This window comes from Amycolatopsis sp. NPDC051758 (assembly GCF_044453095.1).
Taxonomy (GTDB): domain Bacteria; phylum Actinomycetota; class Actinomycetes; order Mycobacteriales; family Pseudonocardiaceae; genus Amycolatopsis.
This window is the reverse complement of sequence record NZ_JBITCJ010000003.1, coordinates 273,171-296,774: the sequence shown is the minus strand read 5'-3', so window position 1 is coordinate 296,774 and position 23,604 is coordinate 273,171. Positions and strand designations below refer to the sequence as shown.

The window sequence follows — 23,604 nt, the reverse complement described above, 5'->3', positions numbered from 1 at the left end:
AACGGGTTTGACACTCGACTAGAACATATGTTCGACTGACGCCGTGCGATGGGATCGGCAGCGAGCAGGGGAGGGTGAGCCGGCACTGCCCGGGCTGGAGGGCCTGGTGCGTTCCGTGCGGTCACCGGAATTCGACGGCGTCACCTTTCACGAGGTGCACGCCCGTTCGGTGCTGAACAAGGTGCCCGCGGGCTCCGGCGTGCCGTTCGGCTGGACCGTCAACCCCTACCGCGGCTGCTCGCACGCCTGCACGTACTGCCTCGAAGGCGGCACCCGGATCCTGCTGGCGGACGGCCGAACGAAGGCCCTCTCCGAGCTGAAGGTCGGCGACGAGATCTACGGCACCCGCGGCCACGGCGCCGCCCGGCGGCTGGTGCCGACCAAGGTGCTCGCGCACTGGACCACCCTGCGCGAGGCCTTCCGCGTCACGCTCGAAGACGGCACCCGGCTCGTCGCCGGCGGTGACCACCGGTTCCTCACGAGCAAGGGCTGGAAGCACGTCACCGGCAGCAAGTTCGGCGTCGCGCAGCGGCCGCACCTCGAGCCCGGCACCGAGCTGATCGGCGTCGGCCGCTTCGCGCCCACGCCGGACGAAACGCTCGGCTACCGCGCCGGTTACCTCTGCGGGATGCTGCGTTCCGGCGGGTTCGCGGCGGAGACCGACGCCGCCACGCGCGCGTTGCGCTACCTGCCGGACTTCGGCGCGTCGGTCGGGTTCCTCCAGGTGCCCGCGGACCCGGACGCGCACTGGCAGCGCGGTTTCCTCGCCGGCGTCTTCGACCTCGCGGGCGGCTACGGCCGCGGGGTGCTCGCGGTGGCGCACGACGAACCCGAGATCACCGACGCCTTCGCCGCCGCGCTCACCCGCTTCGGCTTCGCCCACCAGCTCGACGAGGTGCCGAAGTTCCCGACCCGCCAGGAGGTCCGGCTGCTCGGCGGGGCGGGTGAGGCGCTGCGCTTCCTGCACGTGAGCAACCCCGCGGTGGCGTGGAAGCGGTCGCTGGACGGCGCGGTGATCGGCGCGAACCGCCGGCTCGTCGAGTCCATCGAGCCGCTGGGGCTGCAGCTCCCGCTGTTCGACATCACCACCGGCACCGGCGACTTCGTGGCCGACGGCATGGTGTCGCACAACTGCTTCGCCCGGAACACCCACACCTACCTGGAGTTCGACGCCGGCCGCGACTTCGACACCCAGGTCGTGGTGAAGATCAACGCACCCGAGGTCCTGACGGCCCAGCTGAAGCGGCCGTCGTGGCGGCGCGAACACGTCGCGATGGGCACGAACACGGATCCGTACCAGCGCGCGGAAGGCCGTTACCGGCTGATGCCGGGCATCATCACGGCGCTGGCGCGGTCCGGAACACCCCTGTCGATCCTGACCAAGGGCACGGTGCTGGCCCGCGACCTGCCGCTGCTGCAGGACGTCGCCCGCGACGTGCCCGTGGGGCTCGCGGTGTCACTCGCCCTGCTCGACGGCGAGCTGCAGCACCGCCTGGAGCCCGGCACACCGAGCCCGCGCGCGCGGCTGGAGCTGATCCGTAAGGCCCGCGAGGCGGGGTTGCCGTGCTCGGTGCTGGTGGCGCCGGTGCTGCCGTGGCTGACCGACTCCGCCGAGGCACTCGACGCGCTGTTCGCCCAGCTGGCCGACGCCGGCGCGTCCAGCGTGACAGTGATCCCGCTGCACCTGAGGCCCGGCGCCCGCGAGTGGTTCGGCCGCTGGCTGGCCGGCTCGTACCCGGCGCTCGTGCCGCGGTACCGGGAGCTGTACGCGCGGGGGAGCTACGTGCAGAAGGCGTACCGCGAGCGGCTGGGCGAGCGAGTGGCACCGCTGCTGAGGCGGCACGGACTGGCCCCGAAGACGGGGTACGACGCGCGTGGGCCGGAGCCGTCGGTGCCCGAGCCGCGGGAGGACGTGCCGGCGGCGGAGCAGCTCCGCCTCCTCTGATGGCGGTTGACGGCAGGTGTCGGGTCGTGTGCGACCGAGACAGCGGCTCTCCAGGCAGCCCGTCGATCGGTCCTTTGTGGACAACCCCACCCCCGGGTGTGTGATCACCCGCCGCGCCGCCGTGTGGGTGAAGGCGTCACCCGGAGCGGCTCGCGCTGCTCCGTTCGCCGTACTCGCGGCCGTTTCGGGGCTCGCAGTCGGGGGGTTGCGGGAAAATGTCCGATCGTGTCGTTGTCGTCCTGCATCGCCGACGCCTAACGTCGAAGGGATCGATCCCGAAGGGAGCCGGACGTTGACGACCTCGCAGACCGACCGTGTCGCGGCCGCCCGGCTCGCGTGGGCCGCGCTGAAGCTGACCCGCGCCGGCCGGCACCCGGTGGGTGTCGACAGGCTGGCCGCGACCGTCGGCGTCGCCCCCGTCGAAGCCCGCCGGCTGGTCGAGCTGATCGGCTTCACCCTCCACCGCGACCTCGTCAGCACCGGCCCGGCGCCCCGCGGCGCCCACCACCGGCTCCAGCCGGCCGAAGGCACCCTCGGCGCGGGCCCCGACGGCTCGGTCGACATGTTCCTGCTGGCCATCGCGACCGGCGAGCGGGTGCACGCGGCCGCGGTCTGCCCGGTCACCGGCACCCACATCCGCATCGACCTCACCGCGCGCACGATCCTGCAGGCCGACCCGCCGTCCGCGGTGGTCGCGGCGCTGGACCTCGGCTTCGGGCTGGAGAACGTCGACGCGATGGCCTGCGCCGGCCAGCCGTTCTTCGCGTCGGCGTCGGCGGCGGCGAACTGGGTGGTGTCCCACCCCGGCGGCCGCATCTACCAGGTCGCGGCCTACCTGGCCCAGGCCCACCGCTTGGTGGCCGCGCTGGAGGCCCGGCCCAAGTTCGTTCTCTGACCTGGCACCGCGGGCAAGTCAAACCTGCCGACGTCGTAGGCTGGGCGGTTCGTTAGCCTTTCCAAGCAGCGCGAACCGCCCATGTCGAAGGAGAGCAGTCGCAGTGCTCCGCACTCACAACGCCGGCACCCTGCGTGCCGAGCAGGCCGGACAGACCGTCACCCTCACCGGATGGGTGGCCCGGCGGCGAGATCACGGCGGCGTCATCTTCATCGACCTCCGCGACGCGAGCGGTGTCGCCCAGGTCGTCTTCCGCGAGGGTGAGATGGCCGAGCGCGCCCACGCGCTGCGCTCGGAGTTCTGCGTCAAGATCGTCGGCGAGGTCGCGAAGCGCCCCGAGGGCAACGCGAACGCCGAGATCCCCACCGGTGAGATCGAGGTCCTCGCGACCGAGCTCGAGGTGCTGTCCGAGGCCGCGCCGCTACCGTTCCCGATCGACGACCGGGTCGACGTCGGCGAGGAGATCCGCCTCAAGCACCGCTACCTCGACCTGCGCCGCAGTGGCCCGGCCGCGGCCATGCGGCTGCGCAGCGAGGTCAGCCGCGCCGCCCGCGAGGTGCTGCACAACCAGGACTTCGTCGAGATCGAGACGCCGACGATGACCCGCTCCACCCCGGAAGGCGCCCGCGACTTCCTGGTCCCGGCCCGGCTCAAGCCCGGCTCCTGGTACGCCCTGCCGCAGTCGCCGCAGCTGTTCAAGCAGCTGCTCATGGTCGGCGGCATGGAGCGGTACTACCAGATCGCGCGCTGCTACCGGGACGAGGACTTCCGCGCCGACCGCCAGCCGGAGTTCACCCAGCTCGACATCGAGATGAGCTTCGTCGAGCAGGACGACGTCATCGCCATCGGCGAGCAGATCGTCTCCGCGCTGTGGAAGCTGATCGGGCACGAGATCCCGCGGCCGATCCCGCGCATCACCTACCACGAGGCGATGGCCAAGTACGGCTCGGACAAGCCGGACCTGCGCTTCGACCTCGAGATCACCGACCTGACGGAGTTCTTCGCCGACACGCCGTTCCGCGTGTTCCAGGCGCCGTACGTCGGCTCGGTCGTGATGGCCGGCGGCGCCGACCAGCCGCGCCGCCAGCTCGACGCGTGGCAGGAATGGGCGAAGCAGCGCGGCGCGCGCGGCCTCGCGTACATCCTCGTGAACGAGGACGGCACGCTCGGCGGCCCGGTCGCCAAGAACCTGTCCGAGACCGAACGCGAGAACGTCGCCGCCGCGGCGGGCGCCAAGCCGGGCGACTGCATCTTCTTCGCCGCCGGCAAGGCAGCGAGCACACAGCCGCTGCTGGGCGCCGCGCGTGACGAGATCGGCAAGCGCCTCGGCCTGATCGACGAGGACGCCTGGTCGTTCGTGTGGGTCGTCGACGCGCCGCTGTTCGCGCCGGTCGAGGACATCGGCGACGACGTCGCGGTCGGCTCCGGCAAGTGGACCGCGGTGCACCACGCGTTCACCTCGCCGACCCCGGAGTGGATCGACAAGTTCGAGCAGGACCCGGGCAACGCCCTGGCCTACGCCTACGACATCGTCTGCAACGGCAACGAAATCGGCGGCGGCTCGATCCGTATCCACCGCGGCGACGTCCAGAAGCGCGTCTTCAGCCTGATGGGCCTCGGCGAAGAGGAAGCGCAGGAGAAGTTCGGCTTCCTGCTCGACGCCTTCGCGTTCGGCCCGCCGCCGCACGGCGGCATCGCGTTCGGCTGGGACCGCATCGTCATGCTGCTGGCCAAGGCCGACTCGCTGCGTGACGTGATCGCGTTCCCGAAGACCGGTGGCGGGTACGACCCGCTGACCGCGGCGCCCGCGCCGATCACGGCGCAGCAGCGCAAGGAGGCCGGGATCGACGCGAAGCCGGCCCCCGCCCCGCAGAGCTAGTGCTGCACCTCCGGGCCGTGTGCCCGCCGGACAAGACCGCCCAGGCGCTCGAGGTCCTGCGGGCCCACGCCGGGACCGCGCACGTCGTGGTGCACCGCGGCGTCGCCGTGGCGCCCGAAGGTGACCTGGTCGAGGCCGACATCGCGCGCGAGGCGGCGGACGAGATCGTCAACTCGCTGTGCGGGCTCGAGCTCGACCACACCGGCGGGATCACCCTCGAAGCGCTCGACACGGCGTTGTCCGACGCCGCCGACGCGGCGGAGGAGGCCGCGCCGGGGGAAGGCGCGGACGCCGTCGTCTGGGAGGAGCTGGTCGCCCGCACGGGCGAGGAGTCGCGGCTCAACGTGACGTTCCTGGCGTTCCTCACCATCGCCTGCCTGCTTGCCGCGGTCGGCGTGCTCACCGACTCCGCGGTGACGATCGTCGGCGCCATGGTCGTCGGCCCCGAGTTCGGGCCGCTGGCCGCGCTCGCGGTCGGCCTGGTGCTGCGGCGGTGGGACCTCGTCCGGCTCGCGGGTGCGGCGCTGGGGATCGGGTTCCCGCTGGCCATGGTCGTCACGCTGGGCGGCGCGCTGCTGGTCCGCGTGACCGACGTCTTCGGTGTGCAGGCGTTCGAGCTGAAACAGCACAACGAGGTCGACTTCGTGTTCTCGGTCGGCGTACCGTCGCTGGTTGTGGCGATGCTGGCCGGCGCGGCCGGGATGCTCGCCATGACGTCGGCGAAATCGGCCGCCCTGGTGGGGGTGTTCATCTCCGTGACCACGGTGCCGGCCGCGGGGTACGCGGTCGTGGCGGCCGTGGCGGGGGAGTGGAACCGATGCGTCCAATCGGTGGGTCAGCTGCTGGTGAACCTTCTCGGAATCGTTGCAGCAGCGGCCATTGTGTTGATCGTGCGCCGGAATGGGCAACGTTCACCGGTGGGCACACGTCCGCTTTCACGGGGATGAAGCCCGTCCGGGCGGGTGCTCCTTCTTGACCGGATGTCAGTAGTCATGGTTGCTCAGTCACGAGTAGGGTCGGTGACAATGACAGTCGACACCTCCTCCACCGGCGATGCTGGGGTCGGGGCAGGAGCCGAGCAGCTCGCTCTCGCCGCGGCGGTCGCGGCGGGCGAGACGGTCCTCTCGCGCCGGTTCGGCAGTCCGATCACGCTGGTCGCGCCCGAGGACCTCGCGGGGAGCGGGCCGGCGACGGTCGTCCGGGCGAGAGTGGTGTCGTCGTCGTTCGCGCTGCCGCGGACGCTGGTGATCAAGCACTACCCGGAAACGCCGGAGCCGGGCGAGGCCGACCCGTTCGCCCAGGAGGCGGTCAGCTACCAGCTGTTCACGGCGCTTTCGCCGGACGAACGGATGTGCCCGGAGCTGCTGGCCCACGACGGCCGCGACCGCGTGCTCGTGCTGGAGGACCTCGGCCGCACGCCGACCCTGGAGGACAAGCTCTACGCCCGCGAATCCCGCACGGCCGAGCGTGCCCTGCTGTCCTGGTCCCGGTCGCTGGGCCGGCTGCACGCGAACACCGCCGGGCGCGAAGCGGACTTCAACGCCCTGCTGCGGCGGCTGGGCGGCCCCGCGAAGGGCGATTCCGGCGGCCGCGAAGACGAGCTCTGCGCCCGCGTGCCTGGCCTGATCCAGGAGCGCCTGGGCATCCCGGCGCCGGACGCGGTGCGCGAGCAGGTCGCCCACGCACTGGAGCAGTCCCGGTCGGCGGGCTTCCGCGCGTTCAGCCCGGTCGAGCTGAGCCCCGACAACAACCTGGTGACCGGCGAGGGCGTCCGCTTCCTCGACTTCGAATACGGCTGCGTCCGCTCCGCCCTGGTCGACGCCGCCCACCTGCGCCTGCCGTTCGCGGCCTGGCCGGACGCGCTGGCCCTGCCGGCCGGCATGAGCGAGGCGATGGTCGCGGCCTGGCGCGCGGAGGTGGTGGGCGTCTGGCCCGCCCTCGCCGACGACGAAGTCCTCGCCGCCCACCTGACGACCAGCGAACTGCTGCGCGTCTGGCTGATCACGGGCGAGGAGCTGGGCTCACTGGATTTGTCCCGCCACGCGGCCCCGGTCAGCCGCGAGGCGGCTCTGGTGACGTGGTGGCGAGACCTGGCCAAGCACGCGGGGTACGTCCGGATGACGGCGGTGTCGGAGTTCTCGTCCCGAGTGGCGGCTGCCTTGGCGGCACGGCTGGGGCCGCACGCGGACCTGGCGTTCTACCCGGCCTTCCGCTGACTCCGTGTGCAGACCCGTCACGAACAGGACTTTTCGGGCCGCCGTGAGGTGAGCGTCAAGAATTAGGCCCGGTGTCGCGGACGCGTTACCTCCTCCTCACCGCAGGTGAGCTTCCGTGTCCGATGGTCGTGGGCGTGACCGTGATGAGTGTCGAAGTCACTCCCGAACCCTCCCGTCCCGCGCTCGTGGCCGTTCCGTCGCCCAAGAGAGCTCGGCGTCTTGTTGTGCTCGGCGATTCCACCGCCGTCGGGCTCGGTGATCCCCTGCCGCGGCGGGGTGGCTGGCGTGGGGTGGGCCCGTTGGTCGCCGCCGCGCTCGGGGTCGAGGACGACGGTTACCTGAACCCGTCGTTCACCGGCGCGCGGATGCGGTGCGTGCTGACCGAGCAGGTGCCCGCCGCCGTCGCGCACCGGCCGGACGTGGCGTTGCTGGTGGCCGGCATGAACGACACCCTCCGGCCGGACTTCGACGCGGCGTGCATCGCCGCCGACCTCACCGAGGTCATCCACCGGCTGCGGGACGTCGGCACCACCGTGATCCCCGTCCGCTTCCACGACCACAGCAGGGTGTTCCGCCTGCCGCCGTCGCTGAAGCGCGCGCTCAGCGCCCGTGTCGCCGAGCTGAACGCGGCGATCGGCGAGGTCGTCACCCGCGAAGGCGTGCCCTGCCTCGATCTCGACCGGCTCCCCGGCGCCTACGACCTGACGTCGTGGAGCGTCGACCGGCTGCACCCCTCCGAACTGGGCCACCGCATGCTCGCGGACGGCTTCAGCGGCCTGATCGCCGAAGCCGGGTTCGACGTGCCGGAGCCGGTCAGCCTGACGTGCAGCGGCGGGGTCGAGCCGAGTCCCGCGGGGCACGTGGGGTGGCTGGTGCTCAAGGGAATTCCGTGGCTGTGCCGACGCGGCCGCGAATTCCTTCCTTACGCAGCAGTCATCATGTGGAATTCGGTCCGCCGCTGAACACTCGCAACGCTTCCGTGTCCGAAGCGGGATTGCGGACGAAGAAGTCCGCCCACTCCTCGATGCCGGGGTAAGCACACTCCGAAACGAGGAACCGGCACACCGCCTCGACGTCATACGAAGTGCGCCGCAGCTGGACGCCGTCGCCGAGCAGGGCCCAGTGTGCACCCGTTGTCCCGTAAGGCATTCCGACACTGCCGGGATTCACGATCAGCGTCCGGTCCGCCAGCCGGGCGAACGGCATGTGCGTGTGCCCGCACACGACCGTCGACGCCGTGACGCCGTCGAGGACCTCCGCCCACCGCTCCAGCGGGCTGTCGACGAGCACGATCTCGGTGTCGTTCCGCGGGGTCGCGTGGCAGAACAGCACGTCGCCCAAGGACACCGTCAACGGAAGCGCGTCCAGCACGGGCAGGTCGGCGGGACGCAGCTGCTTCGCCGCCCACGGGAAGATCGGGTCCGGGACGAACATCCCGTCACCACGTGCGGACGCCGCCAGCTCCCGGTCGGCGTTGCCGCGGACCCACACCGCCCGCTCGCCCAGGGCGAGCAGCCGCTCCAGCGTCTCCACCGGCATCGGCCCGGCGAGCATGTCGCCGAGCAGCACGATCCGGTCCGCCGCCTCGACGTCCGGCTCGGCCAGCACCGCGTCCAGGGCCGGGAGCACCCCGTGGATGTCGGACAGCACCGCCACGTTCATCGGTCCACCCTCGGGCACGGCCGCGCCCCGGGCGAGGGATTTCGCCCAGGGCGCAACCGGTTCACGCCGTGGTGAGCGGCAGCTCCCGCACGCCCGTCATGTTCGGGTTGACCTGGAACTTCGGCGGCTCACCCGGGATCGTCCGCAGCGCGGGGTAGCGGTCGAACAGCACGTTCAGCGCCACCCGCCCCTCCAGTCGCGCGAGGGGCGCCCCGATGCAGAAGTGGATCCCGCGGCCGAACGCCAGGTGCGGGTTCGGGTCGCGCAGCGGGGTGAAGGTGTCCGGGTCGGCGAACACCCGGTCGTCGCGGTTGGCGGCCGCCACCCAGACCATCAGCATCTGGTCGGCGGGCACCGTCACCCCGCCCAGCTCCACCTCGCGGTTGGTCGCGCGGGCCACCGCCGCGAACGGCGACAGGTACCGCAGCGACTCCTCGATCGTCGGCGGCACGAGCGACCGGTCGGCACGGACCCGGTCGTCCCACTCCGGGTGGGTGTCCAGACACAAAACGGCGTTGCCGAGCAGCATCGTGGTGGTGATGTGCCCGGCCAGCAGCAGCACGTTCGCGAAGTTGACAACTTCGTTGCGCGTCAGCTTCTCGCCGTCGAGCTCGGCTTCGACGAGCTTGGTCAGCAGGTCTTCCCGCGGCTGCTTGCGCCGCTCGTCGACGTGCTCGCCGAGGTACTCGATGAGCGCCTTCTGGCCTTCCAGGGAAGTCTTGATCGACTCCTGGCGCGCCTCGCTCTGCTCCTTCAGCGAGAACTGCTCCGACGAGCTGAACAGCTTGTCCACCCAGCCCTTGAACAGGTGCCGGTCGCTCGCGGGGACCCCCAGCAGCTCCGCGATGACGATCACCGGCAACGGGTAGGCCAGGTCTTCGACCAGTTCGAGCCGGCCGTCACCGCCCGCTTCGTCGAGCATTTCGTTCGTCACCGCGGCGATGCGCGGCTCCAGGTCCGCGACGACCTTCGGGGTGAACGCCCGGCTGACGAGCTTGCGCATCTTGTTGTGCAGCGGCGGGTCCAGCTGCAGCAGGTTGCCCGCGGACATCGCCTCCAGGTCGACGTCCTGTTCTTCGATCATCTCCTTGGGGATCAGCCGGGTGGTGTCCGACGAGTACGTCGCCGGGTCGCGGAGGACCTCTTCGGCCTCCGGGTGCCCGTAGACGTTCCAGAACCCCAGCTCTTCCGTGTGGTGCACCCGCTCCTCGGGCTGCTTCCCCCGCAGCCAGAACTGCGATTCGTGCAGTCCCCAGGTGTCCGCCGGTGTGGTGGTCATTTCCGCCCCTTTTCCCTGTGTGGCCCCGGGGTCAGCCGGGTGCCCTGGTGGGATCGTGTGCGTAGATCCCGTTCCGGTAGCTCGAGACGAGCTCCTCGAGCGCCGAACTCAGTTCCGCCGCCACCTCGGCGACCGCGCGGGGGTCCGGTTCCCCGGGCGGCTCGAAGGCGGTGCGGATCATGAACGCGAGGACTTCCGCCTTTTCCTCGGGCGGGATGCCCTCGAACTCGTCGGAAAGCGAGTTGCCGACGTAGAAGCCGAGCGTCGAGGCGTTGAGCGCGAAGGTGAGGTTCGGGACGTCCGAACGGATCAGCCCGTGCCGGAGCATCGTGGCCTCGAACTGCGTGCGCAGCTCGTCCTGCTGCTTGCGCAGGGCGAGGTCGCCGAGCGAGCCGAACATCTCGGCGTTGCCGCGCAGCATCGCCATCAGCAGCGGACGGCGGTGGGTGACGAGGAACGAGGCCGAGATCATCCGATGGGGCAGGATCATCGCCGGGTCGGCCTTGATCGCGGCCAGGATCTCGCCGGTCGTGTCGGCCGACTCACGCATCATCAGCGCCTGGAACAGCAGCTCCTTGTTGCGCCAGTGCAGGTAGACGGTGCCCTTGCCGATGCCGACCGCGCGCGCGATGTCGTCGATCGCGACCTTCCGGTAGCCCATGCGCAGCAGCAGCTCACCGGCCGCGTCCAGGATGCGGTCGCCGCGCTCGCGGTTGGGATGGCTCATGCGTCTCCACCTGCTGCTTTTGTTGAGCGTTTGACCTGTTGACCGGATTCGCACTTTCGGTCAACCAGTCACCACGAAGGTAGCGCGGTTCCGCGGACCGGGGCAAGGGTTCTGTCGGTGGGTTCGGTTAACGTCATCCGTGTGGCACAGGACGAGCTCTTCACCGTGAACGCCGACGTGGCGCCCCCGCCGGAGCGCACGACGTCGAACGCGGGTGAACCGCAGGCGGATCCGGCGAGCTCCCCGCTGGCCGTGCGGATGCGGCCGCGCTCGCTCGAGGAGGTCGTCGGCCAGCAGCACCTGCTGCGCGAAGGCGCCCCGCTGCGCCGGCTCGTCGAGGGCGCCGCGCCGGCGTCGGTGCTGCTCTACGGCCCGCCCGGCACGGGCAAGACGACGCTGGCCAACCTCGTCTCGATCGCCACCGGGCGCCGGTTCGTCGCGATGTCGGCGCTCTCGGCGGGGGTCAAGGAGGTGCGCGGGGTCATCGAGGAGGCGCGGCGCCGCCGCCAGTACAACACCGAGAACACCGTGCTGTTCATCGACGAGGTGCACCGCTTCTCCAAGACCCAGCAGGACGCGCTGCTCGGCGCGGTCGAGGACCGCACCGTGCTGCTGGTCGCGGCGACCACCGAGAACCCGTCGTTCTCGGTCGTCTCACCGCTGCTGTCGCGGTCGCTCGTGCTGCAGCTGCGCCCGCTGACCGACAGCGACATCACCGAGCTGATCGAGCGCGCGCTGGCCGACGAGCGCGGCCTCGGCGGCGAGCTGACGCTGACCGAGGACGCCCGCGCCCACCTCGTCCGGCTCGCCGGGGGTGACGCGCGCCGCGCGCTGACCGCGTTGGAAGCCGCGGCGGACGCGGCGTCGGCCACCGAGGCGAAGACCATCGACCTGCCCATCGTCGAGTCCACTGTGGACAAGGCGGCGGTGCGCTACGACCGCGACGGCGACCAGCACTACGACATCATCAGCGCGTTCATCAAGTCGATCCGCGGGTCCGATGTGGACGCCGCCCTGCACTACCTGGCCCGGATGATCGAGGCGGGGGAGGACCCGCGGTTCCTGGCCCGGCGGCTGGTCGTGCACGCCAGCGAGGACATCGGGATGGCCGACCCGACGGCGCTGCAGTCGGCGGTCGCGGCCTCGCACGCCGTCCAGTTCATCGGCATGCCCGAGGGCCGGCTGGCGCTCGCGCAGGCGACGATCCACCTGGCCACCGCGCCGAAGTCGAACGCGGTGATCACCGGCATCGACGCCGCGCTGGCCGACGTCCGCGCCGGGCTGGCGGGCAGCGTCCCGCCGCACCTGCGTGACGGGCACTACGCGGGCGCCAAGAAACTGGGCAACGCGCAGGGCTACCGCTACCCGCACAACGTGCCGGAAGGCGTGCTGGCGCAGCAGTACCCGCCGGACGAACTGGTCGGCAAGGACTACTACGAGCCGACCCAGCGCGGGGCGGAGCGCACCCTCGCCGAACGCGTCCCGAAGCTGCGCCGGACGATCCGAGGGCAGTGACGCCGGTCCCTCCGTCTGGATCACGGGTCACGGAGTTCAAGATCATCGGGTTGCGTAAGCTTCGCGGCTTGGGGCGGCCTGAAAAGGGGAGGGACGCCCACCGACGGCAGGAGGCGTACCCGTGCCCGCGACGCTGCAGTGCATCGTCCTGGACTGTCCGGAACCGGTTGTGCTCGCGTACTTCTACCAGGCGGTGATGGGCGGTGAGGTGAACCGGCCGGACCCGCGGTGGCGGGTCGACGAGGACTTCGCGACCCTGCACGTCAACGGGATGGTCCTGGGGTTCCAGCGGTCGCCGGGGTACCGGCCGCCGCACTGGCCCGATCCGGCGTTCTCGCAGCAGTTCCACCTCGACTTCGAGGTGGACGACATGCACGAGACGCACCGCCAGGTCCTCCAGCACGGCGGCCGGCTGCTCGACCCGGATCCCGACGGCCGCGGCTGGCGCGTCTACGCCGACCCGGCCGGGCACCCGTTCTGCCTGCTCGGCGACTACTGACCGCAGCTGCCCGGCCGGCCGTCTTCGACGCGGCCGGTGAGCGTGCGCAGGAACGCGGGATCACCGTCGGCGGTGACCCGCACGTCGTACCAGCCCTGCGCGGTCGGCCAGGCCACCGGCACCGAACGGCGGGCCGGCACCCGGATCACCCGGGTGGTGCGGCCGTGGCGCGGTGACGTCAGCCGCAGTGTCACCGCCGAGGCGCCCGGGTTCACGAGCGTGAGCTCCAGACCGCCGCGCACGAACCGCGTCCGCACGTCGACGCCGACTCCGGCGCGAGTGCCGCGGAACTCCCACCAGCCGCGGTTCGGGCCCTGCACGACCACCCGGTGGGCCGCGCCGGGGACCGGGAGCGAGACGTCCCGTGTGCCGAGGACGTCGTGGTGCGCCGGCTCCGGGAGCTCACCCGCGTAGGCGTAGATCGCGAAGTGCGCCGGCGCGCGGCCGCTGTTGGCCAGCTTCAGCGCGAGCTTCCCCGACGCGTCCAGCGTGCCGGACACCGACGCCTGGTACGGCAGCGCGCGGGCGGGCCGCGTGCCCGGCTCCACCGACGGCGGTTCCTGTTGCGCGGGAGCGGCGGGGTGCCAGCGGGAAATCGGCGCCGGGACCGGGCCGGGCTTGGTGAGCCGGGGTGGCCGGCCGGCCCGTCCGAAGTCGAACGCGCCCGTCAGGTCACCCGCGACCGTGCGCCGCCACGCGCTGATGTTCGGCTCGGCGACGCCGGTCCAGCGCTCCAGCAGCCGCAGCACCGACGTGTGGTCGTACACCGTCGAGTCGGCGAACCCGCCGATCGTCCACGGCGAGACGACCGTCATCGGCACCCGCGGCCCGAGCCCGAGCGGCTGCCCGCCGAACCGGTCGTCCACCGCGGAGGCCGGCGGCACTGGCGGCGGGACGTGGTCGAAGTAACCGTCGTTCTCGTCGAAGTTGACGAGCAGCACGGTTTTCGACCAGGTGTCGTGGTCCTGGGCGAGCGCGTCGAGGACGTCGTAGATCAGGTTCGCGCTGCCGACCGGTGTGGACGCGCCGGGGTGCTCGGAGTCGACCGCCGAGGGCACCAGCCAGCTGACCCGCGGCAGCTTCTTCGCCCGGATGTCCGCGCGCAGCCGGGAAACCAGCGTTTCCGGCTCACTGCGGTACATCGCGCGCTCGAACAGCCGCCGCTCGGCGGGCGTCAGCGTGGCGACACCCGCGTCGAACTCGGCCCGCAGCTTCTGCTGCTCTTCAGGGGTCTTCTTGAAGAGCGTGTCGTAGAACTCTTCGGTGGTGCGGAACTTCTCGCTCACCGACGCGAGGATCTTCGTGCCGATCTTCTTGAACGGCACGAAGTACTCGACCGCGTTGTCGGTGAAGTTGTCCCATTCCTGGTAGATCTGCCACGAGACGCCGGACTTTTCGAGGCGTTCCGGGTAGGTCGTCCAGTCGTAACCGGCGTGGTCGTAGGAGTACGCGGCGTTCGTGACGGCGCGCGCGGTGCTGTTCGGCTCGTAGCCGACCGTGCCGGTCCAGAGGAAGTTCCGGTTCGGGTTGGTGGAGCCGAAGATCGAGCAGTGGTAGGCGTCGCAGAGGGTGAAGGTGTCGGCGAGCTCGTACTGCAGCGCGATGTCGCGGCGGTCGTAGTAGGTCATGGTCGCGGGGCTCTTGGCCGCGATCCAGCCGTCGTTCCAGCCGCGCGCCCAGGCCTTCCCGGTGCCGGTCCAGCTGTGGTCGAGGTCACCGAGGTACTGGATGTCGGTGGCGCCGCGGCCTTCGCGTTCGGCCTGCTTGCGCAGCGAGAACGGCAGGACGGTGCCGCCGGCCGGGTTCGGCTGTTCGAACACCGGGCGGCCGGAAGGCAGTTCGAGCGGGTGCGCGTCGCCGAAGCCGCGGATCCCGCGCAGGGTGCCGAAGTAGTGGTCGAACGAGCGGTTCTCCTGCATGAGGACCACGACGTGCTCGACGGCGTCGAGACCACCGCGGCGCATCGGCTCGGCCATCGCCGAGTGCAGGGACGGGGGCAGCAGCGAGCCGGCGAGGGCCGCTCCGGAGACGCCGAGCAGGCGGCGGCGGGACAGTTCGGGCATGACTCCCGACCCTCGTCGCGCGAGGTGAACGGGACAAGGTCCGTTGGATGGCTTTTGCCGGACCTGCGGGGTGCCCGCGCGTTCGGCACGATGGGGAGATGAGCATCGGATTTCTCGGCACCGGGATCATGGGCGCGCCGATGGCGGCCAACATCGCGAAGGCGGGCCTCGACGTCCGGGTCTGGAACCGGACGCGCGAGAAGGCCGAGCCCCTCGCCGACGTCGCCACGGTCGCCGAGTCGGCCGCGGCGGCGGTCGAGGGCGCCGACATCGTCGTGACGATGCTCGCCGACGGTCCCGCGGTCGCTTCGGCATTCGAAGCCGCTTCGCCCGTTTCGGGCACGTTGTGGCTGCAGATGAGCACGGTCGGCCTCGACTGGACGGATCGCCTGGCCGCGGCGGCCGACAAGGCGGGCGTGGTGTTCGTCGACGCGCCCGTGCTCGGCACCCGGCAGCCCGCGGAGCAGGCCCAGCTGCAGGTCCTCGCGTCCGGCCCGGAGGAGGCCCGGCCGGCCGCGACGCCGGTGTTCGACGCGGTCGGCATCCGCACGCTGTGGCTCGGGCCGGCGGGCCAGGGCAGCCGGCTCAAGCTGGTGATGAACGCGTGGGTGCTCGCACTGACCAACGCCACGGCGGAGAGCCTCGGCCTGGCGAGCGCGCTGGGCCTGGACCCGTCCCTGTTCCTGGAGACGATCAAGGGCGGCGGCCTCGACGTCGGTTATGCGCACGCCAAGGGCGGCGCGATGCTGTCCGGCGAGTACCCGCCGTCGTTCCCGGCGGGCTTGGCGGCGAAGGACGCGCGCCTGGTGGTGGAGGCGGCGGGCGACGATGTCGACGTGGCGGGGGCCCGGGCGGTCCTCGCGCACCTGGAGGCCGCGGTCGAAGCCGGGCACGGCGACGAGGACATGGCAGCGCTCTACCGCGCGGTGCTCAAGAACTCCTGACCCGGGCTCGCAAGCGCCCCAATGTGGCCTTCGGTGCGTCTGACGCACCCAAGGCGGCCTTCGGTGCGTCAGACGCAACCAAGGCCGCCTTGGGGCGCTAGTCCGGGAGGAGCGTGGCCAGGCGGTCCACGCCCAGGCCGCTCGTCATCAACCGTTCCTTCGCGTTGCCCAGCAACCGGCGCGTCCACGGCGTGAAGCCGCCGTCACCGACCTCCAGAAGCTCGCCGCCGAAGGACGCGTACACCTTGAAGCAGAGCCCTTCGTAGTACCCGCCCCGCCCACCTTCGCGCTCCGGGAACAGCCGAATCGGCACGTCCACGTCGTCGAGCAGTCCGGCGAACCGCGGGTCCAGCACCGTCACCGCCAGCTCGACCGCCGTCGCCCCCAGCGTGTGGCCGGGCGGGACACCGGTTCACTGGGCTTCGAGCGGGAGCACGTGGCCGAGCACGCGCGGCTGCTGGCCGTCGCCGGCCGGACCGGCGCGGACCCCGAACGGCGGACCGCCGCCTCCAGGGCCAGGCCGGTCGTGGGGTCCGCGGCGACCTCGGTGCCGCGGCCGGTCGGGACCACCCGGTGCTGGGCCGGCCCGGTCACCACCGAATGCGTGCCCAGCGGTGTCGACGGCGCGAGCGTCACCGGTTCGAAGGAGGACGCCGCGGCCGGCAGGATGTCCTCGATCCGCCGCAGCCAGGCGAACGGCAGCGGGCTCGGGCCGGTGAACCGGTCGGTCCCGTACCGGCGCCGGACGTCCGAAGCGGACAGCCGGGCCGCGCGCCGCCGTGCGACCTCCAGCTGGACCGTGGTCAGGTCCGCGCCGGGCAACGCGGCCAGCACGTCGGCCGCGGTGCCGCCCGGCCCGGCGAGCACCCGGCGGCCCGGCCCGGCGTCGTGTCCCATCGCCCAGGTGTACCGCGCCGCGGGGGCGGGCGGCGACGCGTTTTCCGGCCCGCGCGGGGTGACACGGTCGGGGACCCGGCCAGGCGGTAACCTCATCCGCACCCAAGACCCGTGAACCGAGGAGGGCCCGTGTCGGCAGGGCAGATCGCCGCGTTGATCGCCGCAGGAGCATTCGTGGTGCTGGTCGTCCTGCTGGCGATCCCGCTGATCAAGCTCGGCAAGACGCTGGACGCGGCCACCGAGGCGATCGAGCGCACCAACAGCAACACCGACCCGCTGCTGATCGGCGCGAATCAGACGATCACGCACGTCAACACCCAGCTCGAGCGGGTGGACGGCATCACGTCGAACGCGCAGGCCGTCACCGGCAACGTCTCCGCGCTGACGTCGGTGTTCACCGCGACGCTGGGCGGCCCGCTGGTCAAGACCGCGGCGCTGTCCTACGGGCTCAGCAAGGCGATCCGCGCGCGCAAGAAGAAGAGCGCTGCGAAGGCCGCGAAGAAGGCGGGCAAGTGAAGCGGCTGTTCTGGCTCGGCGTCGGCGTGGTCGCCGGCGTCGCGCTGTCCCGCAAGGCCGCCGAAACCGCTCGTCAGGCCACGCCCGCGGGGTTAGCATCGAACCTGGGCGATGCCGTGCGCGAGCTGGCGGGCGCCGTGGGGTCCTTCGGCGCCGAGGTGCGCGCCGGGATGAACGAGCGGGAGCAGGAGCTGCACGACATGGTCGAGGAGCGGACGGGCGTGGTGACGCCGCAGGCGTCCGGCCGGCACGCCGCCGACCGCCGCCCCGTCCGGCGAGCTCGCCGGGCGGAGCGCTGACCGGTCGCGCCCGCGCGACCCGGGGCCGCTCCGCCGCCGTCGTCACCCCCACTCCGGCACCAGCACAAGGACCTTGACCCGTGGACACTCACGAAATCACCGACCGTTTCCTGCGCCATTTCGAGGGCAAGGGCCACACGCGCGTGCCCAGCGCGCCGCTGATCCTCGACGACCCGAACCTGCTGTTCGTCAACGCCGGCATGGTCCAGTTCAAGCCGTACTTCCTCGGTGAGGCGCCGCCGCCGTACCCGCGCGCGACCTCCGTGCAGAAGTGCGTGCGCACCCCGGACATCGACGAGGTCGGCAAGACCACCCGGCACAACACGTTCTTCCAGATGGCCGGTAACTTCTCCTTCGGCGACTACTTCAAGGAAGGCGCCATCGAGAACGCCTGGGAGCTGATCACCAAGCCCCAGAGCGAAGGCGGGTACGGCCTCGACCCGAACCGGATCTGGGCGACGGTCTACGAGGACGACTCCGAAGCCGCGGGCCTGTGGCGCAAGCTCACCGGCCTGCCCGGCGAGCGCATCCAGTCGCGCGACGGCAAGGACAACTACTGGGACATGGGCGTGCCCGGTCCCGGCGGCCCCTGCTCGGAGATCTACTACGACCGCGGCCCGGCGTACGGCCGCGAGGGCGGCCCGGTCGCCGACGAGGATCGCTACATCGAGATCTGGAACCTCGTCTTCATGCAGGACATCCGCGGCGAGCTGAGCCCCAAGCTCGGCCACAAGCCGATCGGTGAGCTGCCGAAGAAGAACATCGACACCGGCATGGGCGTCGAGCGCGTCGCGACGATCCTGCAGGGTGTCGAGAACGTCTACGAGACGGACCTGGTGCGCCCGGTCATCGGCCGCGCGGAGGAGTTCTCCGGCCGCCGTTACGGCTCGAACCACGCCGACGACGTCCGCTTCCGCGTGATCGCCGACCACGCCCGCACCGGCGTCCTGCTGATCGGCGACGGCGTCACCCCGGGCAACGACGGCCGCGGTTACGTGCTGCGCCGCCTGCTGCGCCGCATCATCCGCTCCTCGCGCCTGCTGGGTGTGCACGAGCCGGTGCTGCAGTCGTTCGCGAGCGTCGTGCGCGACACGATGGGCCCGACCTACCCCGAGCTGGTCAGCGGCTTCGACCGGATCAACGAGGTCGTCCGGATCGAGGAGGAGGCGTTCCTCTCGACCCTGACGAGCGGTTCGCGCATCTTCGACATGGCGGCCGAGGAGACCAAGCGCGGCGGCGGTGACGTGCTGGCCGGCGACAAGGCCTTCCAGCTGCACGACACCTACGGCTTCCCGATCGACCTGACCCTCGAGATGGCGGCCGAGCAGGGCCTCTCCGTCGACGAAGACGGCTTCCGCACGCTCATGAACGAGCAGCGCACCCGCGCGAAGGCGGACGCGGCGTCCCGCAAGACCGGCCACGGTGACCTCTCGGAGTACCGGAAGGTCCTGGAGCAGCACGGCGAGACCGAGTTCCTCGGGTACACCGACCTGCAGGCCGAGGCGAAGGTCGTCGCGCTGCTGGCGGACGGCCAGCCGGTCCGCAGCGTTTCCGCGGGCAAGAAGGCGGAGCTGGTGCTCGACCGGACGCCGTTCTACGCCGAGAGCGGTGGCCAGGTCGCCGACACCGGCGTGCTCCTCGGCGACGGCGTCGAGCTGAAGGTCCTGGACGTCCAGAAGATCGTCCCGGGGCTGTACGTGCACCGCGTCGAGGTGCTCGACGGCGAGATCGGCCTCGACTCGAAGGTCACCGGCTCGGTCGACGCGCACCGCCGGCTGTCCATCGAGCGCTCGCACTCCGCGACGCACCTGGTGCACGCGGCCGTCCGCGGCGCGTACGGCAAGCGCGCGGCGCAGGCGGGCTCGCTGAACTCGCCGGGCCGCATGCGGTTCGACTTCACCACACCCGGCTCGGTGTCGGCGGACGTGCTGACCGAGGTCGAGCAGGAGGTCAACGACTACCTGCAGACCAACGTCGAGGTGCAGAGCTTCACCACGACCAAGGACAAGGCCCTCGAGCTCGGCGCGGTCGCGCTGTTCGGCGAGAAGTACGGCAACGACGTCCGCGTGGTCGACATGGGCGAGTACTCCCGCGAGCTCTGCGGTGGCACGCACGTGGACCGGATCGGCCAGCTCGGCCTGGTCAAGCTGGTCTCCGACGCCTCCATCGGCTCGGGCGTGCACCGCGTCGAGGCGCTGGTCGGCACGGACGCGCTGAAGTACGTCCGCAAGGAGCAGCTGCTGGTCTCGCAGCTGGCGAACACCTTCAAGGTGCCCTCGGACGAGCTGCCGGGCCGCATCGAGGACGTCCTGACCCGGCTGAAGAACGCCGAGAAGGAGATCGCCCAGCTCAAGACCCAGCAGGTGCTGGGCTCGGCGGGCTCGCTGCTCGACAAGGCACAGGACGTCAACGGCGTCACGGTCGTCGCCGAGGTCGTCCCGGACGTCGACGGCAACGGCCTGCGCGCGCTCGCGTCGGACATCCGCGGCCGGCTCGGCACGCGGCCCGGTGTGGTGGCGCTGTTCTCGCCGGCCGGCGACAAGCTCAGCTTCGTCGTCGCGACCACGAAGGCGGCCCAGGACAAGGGCATCGCCGCGGGCAAGCTCGTCCCGTCGTTCGCCGAGAAGATCGGCGGCCGTGGCGGCGGCAAGCCCGACATGGCCCAGGGCGGTGGCACGAACCCGGCCGGCGCGGCCGACGCGGTGTCGGCCCTGCGCGCGGCGATTGCCGGCATTGGTTAACCGCGGGAACCGCGGCCCGGATCGGCCCGGAACGTCCGATCCGGGCCGCGGCCGGCGGCTCGGCGTCGACGTCGGATCCGTCCGGGTGGGCGTCGCGCTCAGCGATCCGGCCCCCGTGCTCGCGTCGCCATTGGTTACCCTCTCCCGCGATGCGACCGACGACCGTGATCTGGACCAGCTGGCCGCCCTCGTCACCGAGCACGAGGTGGTCGAGGTGATCGTGGGCCTGCCGAGAACGCTCGCCAACCGGCAGGGTCCGGCGGCCGAGCTGGCGATCGCGTACGCTGAGAGCCTGGCCGGGCGCATCGCGCCCGTGCCGGTCCGGCTGGGCGACGAGCGGTTGACCACGGTCACCGCATCCCGCATCCTCTCCCAGCGCGGGGTCAAAGGCCGCAAGCAGCGTGCGGTGGTCGACCAGGCCGCCGCCGTCGAGATCTTGCAGGCCTGGATCGACGCCGCCGCTGCGCACCGCGCCCGGGAGGGAGACCGATGAACGACGAGCAGCCACCTGAGCCCTCGCGCGGGCGCAGGCGACTCCGCGAGCCGGAACCGCCGGCCCCACCGCCGTCCCGGCCCGCACGGCGTCCGGCCGACCCGCGCTCGAGCGGGTACCAGGAGCTCCCGCAGCCCTCGCGCCACAGCGGGCGGCACGACCTGCCTCAGCCGTCGCGCCGGCCACGGCCCGAGCCGGGCCAAGAGGCGCCGCCCACCGGCCGTCGCCGCCGCCTGGAGCCGCCGGGCACGCTGCCCCCGGCCGACGACGAGTTCGACCCCCGGGACGTCGAGCGCTCGGCTCCGGCCCGGGCCCGCCACGGCCTCGACCAGGGCGCGGACGCGCCGCCGCCGCGCCGCCGGGCCACCCCGGACGCCGGTGAGCCCCGCCGCCGCCGTCCGGCGCCGGACCCGGCCGACACCCGCCGTCGCCGCCCGAGCCCGGAGGAACTGGCCGAAGCCGAAGCGGCGCGCCGCCACCAGGCGATGCTCGACCTCGAAGAGGCCGCCGAAGCGCAGGCAAGCCGCCTTCGGGGTGCCCCGGCCGCCGAGGAGGTCGCCGATCCGGCGGCGTCGCGCCGCCGCCGGGCCGTTCTCGACCCCGACGAACCCCCGCGCCGCCGCCGGGCGGCCCCCGAACCCGTCGAAGCCGCCGAACCCCCGCAGCGCCGCCGTGCGGCCGCCGAACCGCCCCCGCGGCGGTCGGTCCAGCCGGGTGACCGCTCCGTCGGCGTGCCCGAAACCGGCGTCGAGCCGCCTCGGCGCCGCCGTCCGCCGCCTCCGCCGGTGCGCGAAGAGCCGGTGACCGACGTCATCCCCGCGGTGGCGCCGCTGCCTCCGGCCGAGCCGCCGCGCGGGCCCCGCGAGGACCCCGAGGACGACGGCTTCTTCGCCGAGGGTGACGAATACGCGGACTACGACGAGTACGACGACTACGAAGGCGACTACGACGAGTCCGAGTACGACGAGGACTACGACGACTACGAAGAAGAGCCCGAGAAGCCGCGGAAGAAGAAAAAGGGCAAGCGCGCCCTCGGCTGGGTGGCCGCGCTCGTCGTGATCGTGCTGCTCGCGGGCGGCGCCTACTACGGCTTCACCAAGTTTTTCGGCTACGAGGACTTCGAGGGCTCCGGCGACGGGGACGTGCTGTTCCAGGTCGACGACGGCGACTCGACGTCGGCGATCGGCGCGAAGCTCGCCACGGCGGGCATCGTCGCCAGCGGCAAGGCGTTCGTGAAGGCCGGCGAGGACAACACGAAGCTGTCGAAGATCCAGCACGGCTTCTACGTCATGAAGTCGCACATGTCCGGGGCCAGCGCGGTCGACCGGATCGTCTCGCCCACCGCTCGGGTGGGGCAGCTGGAGATCCGGCCCTACACGCAGTTCGACGACATCACCCAGCCCGACGGCAAGGTCACGCCCGGCGTGTACAGCCTGATGGCGAAGGCGTCGTGCGCGCAGCTCAACGGCAAGAGCACCTGCGTCACGACGGACGACCTGCGCAAGACCGTCGACGGGGCCGACCTCAAGACGCTCGGCGTGCCGGACTGGGCGGTCGAGCCGGCGAACAAGGCCGACCGCAAGGACCGCCGGCTCGAGGGCCTGATCGCGCCGGGCCTCTACGACGTCCGCCCCGGCGCGACCGCGCAGGAGATCATCGGGCAGCTGGTGCGCAGCTCGACCGAGGCGATCCAGAACGCCGGCCTGAGCCCGCAGTCGACCGGTCCGGAGATGACGCCGTACCAGACGCTGATCATCGCCTCGATCATCGAACGCGAGGCCGTGAAGGCCGACTTCGGCAAGCTCTCCCGGGTGATCTACAACCGGCTCGCGATCAACATGCGGCTGCAGATGGACTCCACGGTCAACTACGTCCTGGACCGCCCGACCCTGGCGACCAACGACGGTGACCGGGAGAAGGCCGGGGCGTACAACACGTACAAGAACACGGGCCTGACCCCGACCCCGATCTCGGTGCCGAGCGCCGACGCCATCCAGGCGGCGGTGCACCCGGCGGCCGGCGACTGGGTCTACTTCGTCAAGTGCGAGAAGAACGGCCTCTCCTGCTTCGGGGTCACCTTCGACGACCACAAGGCGAACGTCGAGAAGGCCCGGCGGAACGGTGCTTTCTGAGGTCCGCCGGGCCGCGGTGCTGGGCAAGCCGGTGGCGCACTCGCTGTCCCCGGTGCTGCACGGCGCCGCGTTCGCCGCGCTCGGCCTGACCGGCTGGACGTACGAGCGGATCGAGACGAGCGCCGACGAGCTCCCCGGGCTGGTCGACGGCCTCGGCCCGGAGTGGGCCGGGCTGTCGGTCACCATGCCGGGCAAGCGCGCGGCGCTGGACCACGCCGACGAGGTGACCCGGCGCGCGGCGGCGGTCGGCGCGGCCAACACCCTGGTCCGCACCACGAAGGGCTGGCTCGCGGACTGCACCGACGTCGAAGGTGTCACCGGGGCCCTGCGGGCCGCGGGTGGCTACGAGCCGTCACCCGCGGACACCGCGGTCGTGCTCGGCGCGGGCGGCACCGCGGCGGCGGCGGTGGTCGGGCTGGCCGCCCTCGGCGTCCGGCGGCTTTACCTGGTCGTGCGGGATCCCGCACGGGCCACCGAAACCCTGGACGCGGCGAAGCGGGCGGCGCTCGACGTGGACGTCCTGCGCTGGGCAGAGACGGACTTCGCGGCGCTGGGCGCGGGCGCGGCGGTCCTGGTGAACACCGTCCCGCCGGACGCGGTCCTGCCGCACGTGGCCGACCTCGCCGCGGTCGCGCACGTCCTCGACGTCATCTACCACCCGTGGCCGACGCCGCTCGCCGAAGCGGTCGCGGCACGCGGGGGCCGGGTCGCGACCGGGCTGGACATGCTGCTGCACCAGGCGTTCGGCCAGGCCGAGCACTTCACCGGGCGGCCGGCGCCGCGCGCGGAGATGCGCGACGCGCTGCGTGAGGCCACCGGAAACCTGCTGCCGCTGCCGATCTCTTAAATCGCTTGATCCTCGTTGATATTCTGGTCGACTGCCTTGAACAAGGGGGTCCACC

General features: G+C 71.8%; 21 protein-coding genes. 15 read left to right on the top strand and 6 right to left on the bottom strand.

The genetic code is table 11. The annotated features are described in order from the left end of the window. Positions 1-43: 43 nt before the first annotated feature. From ACIA5G_RS16755 to ACIA5G_RS16730, 6 genes are all read left to right on the top strand, one after another. Entirely contained in the window at positions 44-1,945 is a 1,902-nt protein-coding gene (locus ACIA5G_RS16755; protein ID WP_395923893.1) for an intein-containing Rv2578c family radical SAM protein, read from the top strand. 292 nt (positions 1,946-2,237) lie between these two features. Then, positions 2,238-2,840, top strand: coding sequence for an organomercurial lyase (gene merB / locus ACIA5G_RS16750; RefSeq protein WP_395923891.1), 603 nt, complete (start codon positions 2,238-2,240; stop codon positions 2,838-2,840). Between the two features lie 103 nt (positions 2,841-2,943). Next, entirely contained in the window at positions 2,944-4,719 is a 1,776-nt protein-coding gene (gene aspS, locus ACIA5G_RS16745) for an aspartate--tRNA ligase (RefSeq protein WP_395923889.1), read from the top strand. Next, entirely contained in the window at positions 4,719-5,666 is a 948-nt protein-coding gene (locus tag ACIA5G_RS16740) for a DUF389 domain-containing protein (RefSeq protein WP_395923887.1), read from the top strand. Before aspS ends, ACIA5G_RS16740 begins: the two co-directional genes overlap by 1 nt. A 78-nt stretch (positions 5,667-5,744) precedes the next feature. Next, positions 5,745-6,935: a phosphotransferase gene (locus ACIA5G_RS16735; protein ID WP_395923885.1), complete on the top strand. Its 1,191-nt coding sequence runs from the start codon at positions 5,745-5,747 to the stop codon at positions 6,933-6,935. A gap of 122 nt (positions 6,936-7,057) precedes the next feature. After that, positions 7,058-7,897, top strand: coding sequence for an SGNH/GDSL hydrolase family protein (locus ACIA5G_RS16730; RefSeq protein WP_395923883.1), 840 nt, complete (start codon positions 7,058-7,060; stop codon positions 7,895-7,897). Here the strand turns inward: ACIA5G_RS16730 and ACIA5G_RS16725 are convergent. The 3 genes from ACIA5G_RS16725 to ACIA5G_RS16715 form a co-directional block, all read right to left on the bottom strand. Then, complete coding sequence (locus tag ACIA5G_RS16725; protein WP_395923881.1) at positions 7,872-8,597, bottom strand: metallophosphoesterase family protein; 726 nt, start codon at positions 8,595-8,597, stop codon at positions 7,872-7,874. The genes ACIA5G_RS16730 and ACIA5G_RS16725 overlap by 26 nt on opposite strands. Before the next feature lie 61 nt (positions 8,598-8,658). Then, on the bottom strand, positions 8,659-9,876 hold the full coding sequence (locus ACIA5G_RS16720; protein ID WP_395923879.1) for a cytochrome P450: 1,218 nt from the start codon (positions 9,874-9,876) through the stop codon (positions 8,659-8,661). 31 nt (positions 9,877-9,907) lie between these two features. After that, complete coding sequence (locus ACIA5G_RS16715) at positions 9,908-10,603, bottom strand: TetR/AcrR family transcriptional regulator (RefSeq protein WP_395923877.1); 696 nt, start codon at positions 10,601-10,603, stop codon at positions 9,908-9,910. Between the two features lie 141 nt (positions 10,604-10,744). Between ACIA5G_RS16715 and ACIA5G_RS16710 the strand changes: the two genes are divergently transcribed. Next, positions 10,745-12,118, top strand: a complete 1,374-nt coding sequence (locus ACIA5G_RS16710; RefSeq protein ID WP_395923875.1) for a replication-associated recombination protein A — start codon at positions 10,745-10,747, stop codon at positions 12,116-12,118. 121 nt (positions 12,119-12,239) lie between these two features. Continuing rightward, a complete protein-coding gene (locus ACIA5G_RS16705) occupies positions 12,240-12,617 on the top strand; it encodes a VOC family protein (protein WP_395923873.1) in 378 nt (125 codons plus the stop codon). Here the strand turns inward: ACIA5G_RS16705 and ACIA5G_RS16700 are convergent. Beyond that, positions 12,611-14,680, bottom strand: coding sequence for a phosphocholine-specific phospholipase C (locus ACIA5G_RS16700; protein WP_395923871.1), 2,070 nt, complete (start codon positions 14,678-14,680; stop codon positions 12,611-12,613). The two genes, ACIA5G_RS16705 and ACIA5G_RS16700, sit on opposite strands and share 7 nt — an antisense overlap. Before the next feature lie 98 nt (positions 14,681-14,778). Here ACIA5G_RS16700 and ACIA5G_RS16695 point away from each other — a divergent pair, with 98 nt between their 5' ends. Further along, a complete protein-coding gene (locus ACIA5G_RS16695) occupies positions 14,779-15,624 on the top strand; it encodes an NAD(P)-dependent oxidoreductase (protein WP_395923869.1) in 846 nt (281 codons plus the stop codon). Between the two features lie 97 nt (positions 15,625-15,721). Here the strand turns inward: ACIA5G_RS16695 and ACIA5G_RS16690 are convergent, their stop codons facing one another. Next, entirely contained in the window at positions 15,722-15,985 is a 264-nt protein-coding gene (locus ACIA5G_RS16690) for a hypothetical protein (RefSeq protein WP_395923867.1), read from the bottom strand. Then, entirely contained in the window at positions 15,982-16,521 is a 540-nt protein-coding gene (locus ACIA5G_RS16685; RefSeq protein ID WP_395923865.1) for a hypothetical protein, read from the bottom strand. The genes ACIA5G_RS16690 and ACIA5G_RS16685 overlap by 4 nt, the downstream gene beginning before the upstream one ends. 129 nt (positions 16,522-16,650) lie before the next feature. On the opposite strand from ACIA5G_RS16685, the gene ACIA5G_RS16680 reads away from it, so the two are divergent. The 6 genes from ACIA5G_RS16680 to ACIA5G_RS16655 all read left to right on the top strand — a co-directional run bounded on the left by ACIA5G_RS16680 (position 16,651) and on the right by ACIA5G_RS16655 (position 23,549). Beyond that, positions 16,651-17,037: a DUF948 domain-containing protein gene (locus ACIA5G_RS16680; RefSeq protein ID WP_284745343.1), complete on the top strand. Its 387-nt coding sequence runs from the start codon at positions 16,651-16,653 to the stop codon at positions 17,035-17,037. Continuing rightward, a complete protein-coding gene (locus ACIA5G_RS16675; protein ID WP_323335219.1) occupies positions 17,034-17,336 on the top strand; it encodes a hypothetical protein in 303 nt (100 codons plus the stop codon). Before ACIA5G_RS16680 ends, ACIA5G_RS16675 begins: the two co-directional genes overlap by 4 nt. 80 nt (positions 17,337-17,416) lie before the next feature. After that, on the top strand, positions 17,417-20,077 hold the full coding sequence (alaS, locus tag ACIA5G_RS16670; protein WP_395923862.1) for an alanine--tRNA ligase: 2,661 nt from the start codon (positions 17,417-17,419) through the stop codon (positions 20,075-20,077). After that, positions 20,070-20,570 (top strand): Holliday junction resolvase RuvX, encoded by a 501-nt coding sequence (gene ruvX / locus ACIA5G_RS16665; RefSeq protein WP_395923860.1) that lies wholly within the window; start codon positions 20,070-20,072, stop codon positions 20,568-20,570. Before alaS ends, ruvX begins: the two co-directional genes overlap by 8 nt. Further along, positions 20,567-22,702 carry an endolytic transglycosylase MltG gene (mltG, locus tag ACIA5G_RS16660; protein WP_395923858.1) on the top strand — a complete coding sequence of 712 codons (2,136 nt, stop codon included), beginning with the start codon at positions 20,567-20,569 and terminating at the stop codon, positions 22,700-22,702. The genes ruvX and mltG overlap by 4 nt, the downstream gene beginning before the upstream one ends. Next, on the top strand, positions 22,692-23,549 hold the full coding sequence (locus ACIA5G_RS16655; RefSeq protein WP_395923856.1) for a shikimate dehydrogenase: 858 nt from the start codon (positions 22,692-22,694) through the stop codon (positions 23,547-23,549). The genes mltG and ACIA5G_RS16655 overlap by 11 nt, the downstream gene beginning before the upstream one ends. Positions 23,550-23,604 lie beyond the last annotated feature (55 nt).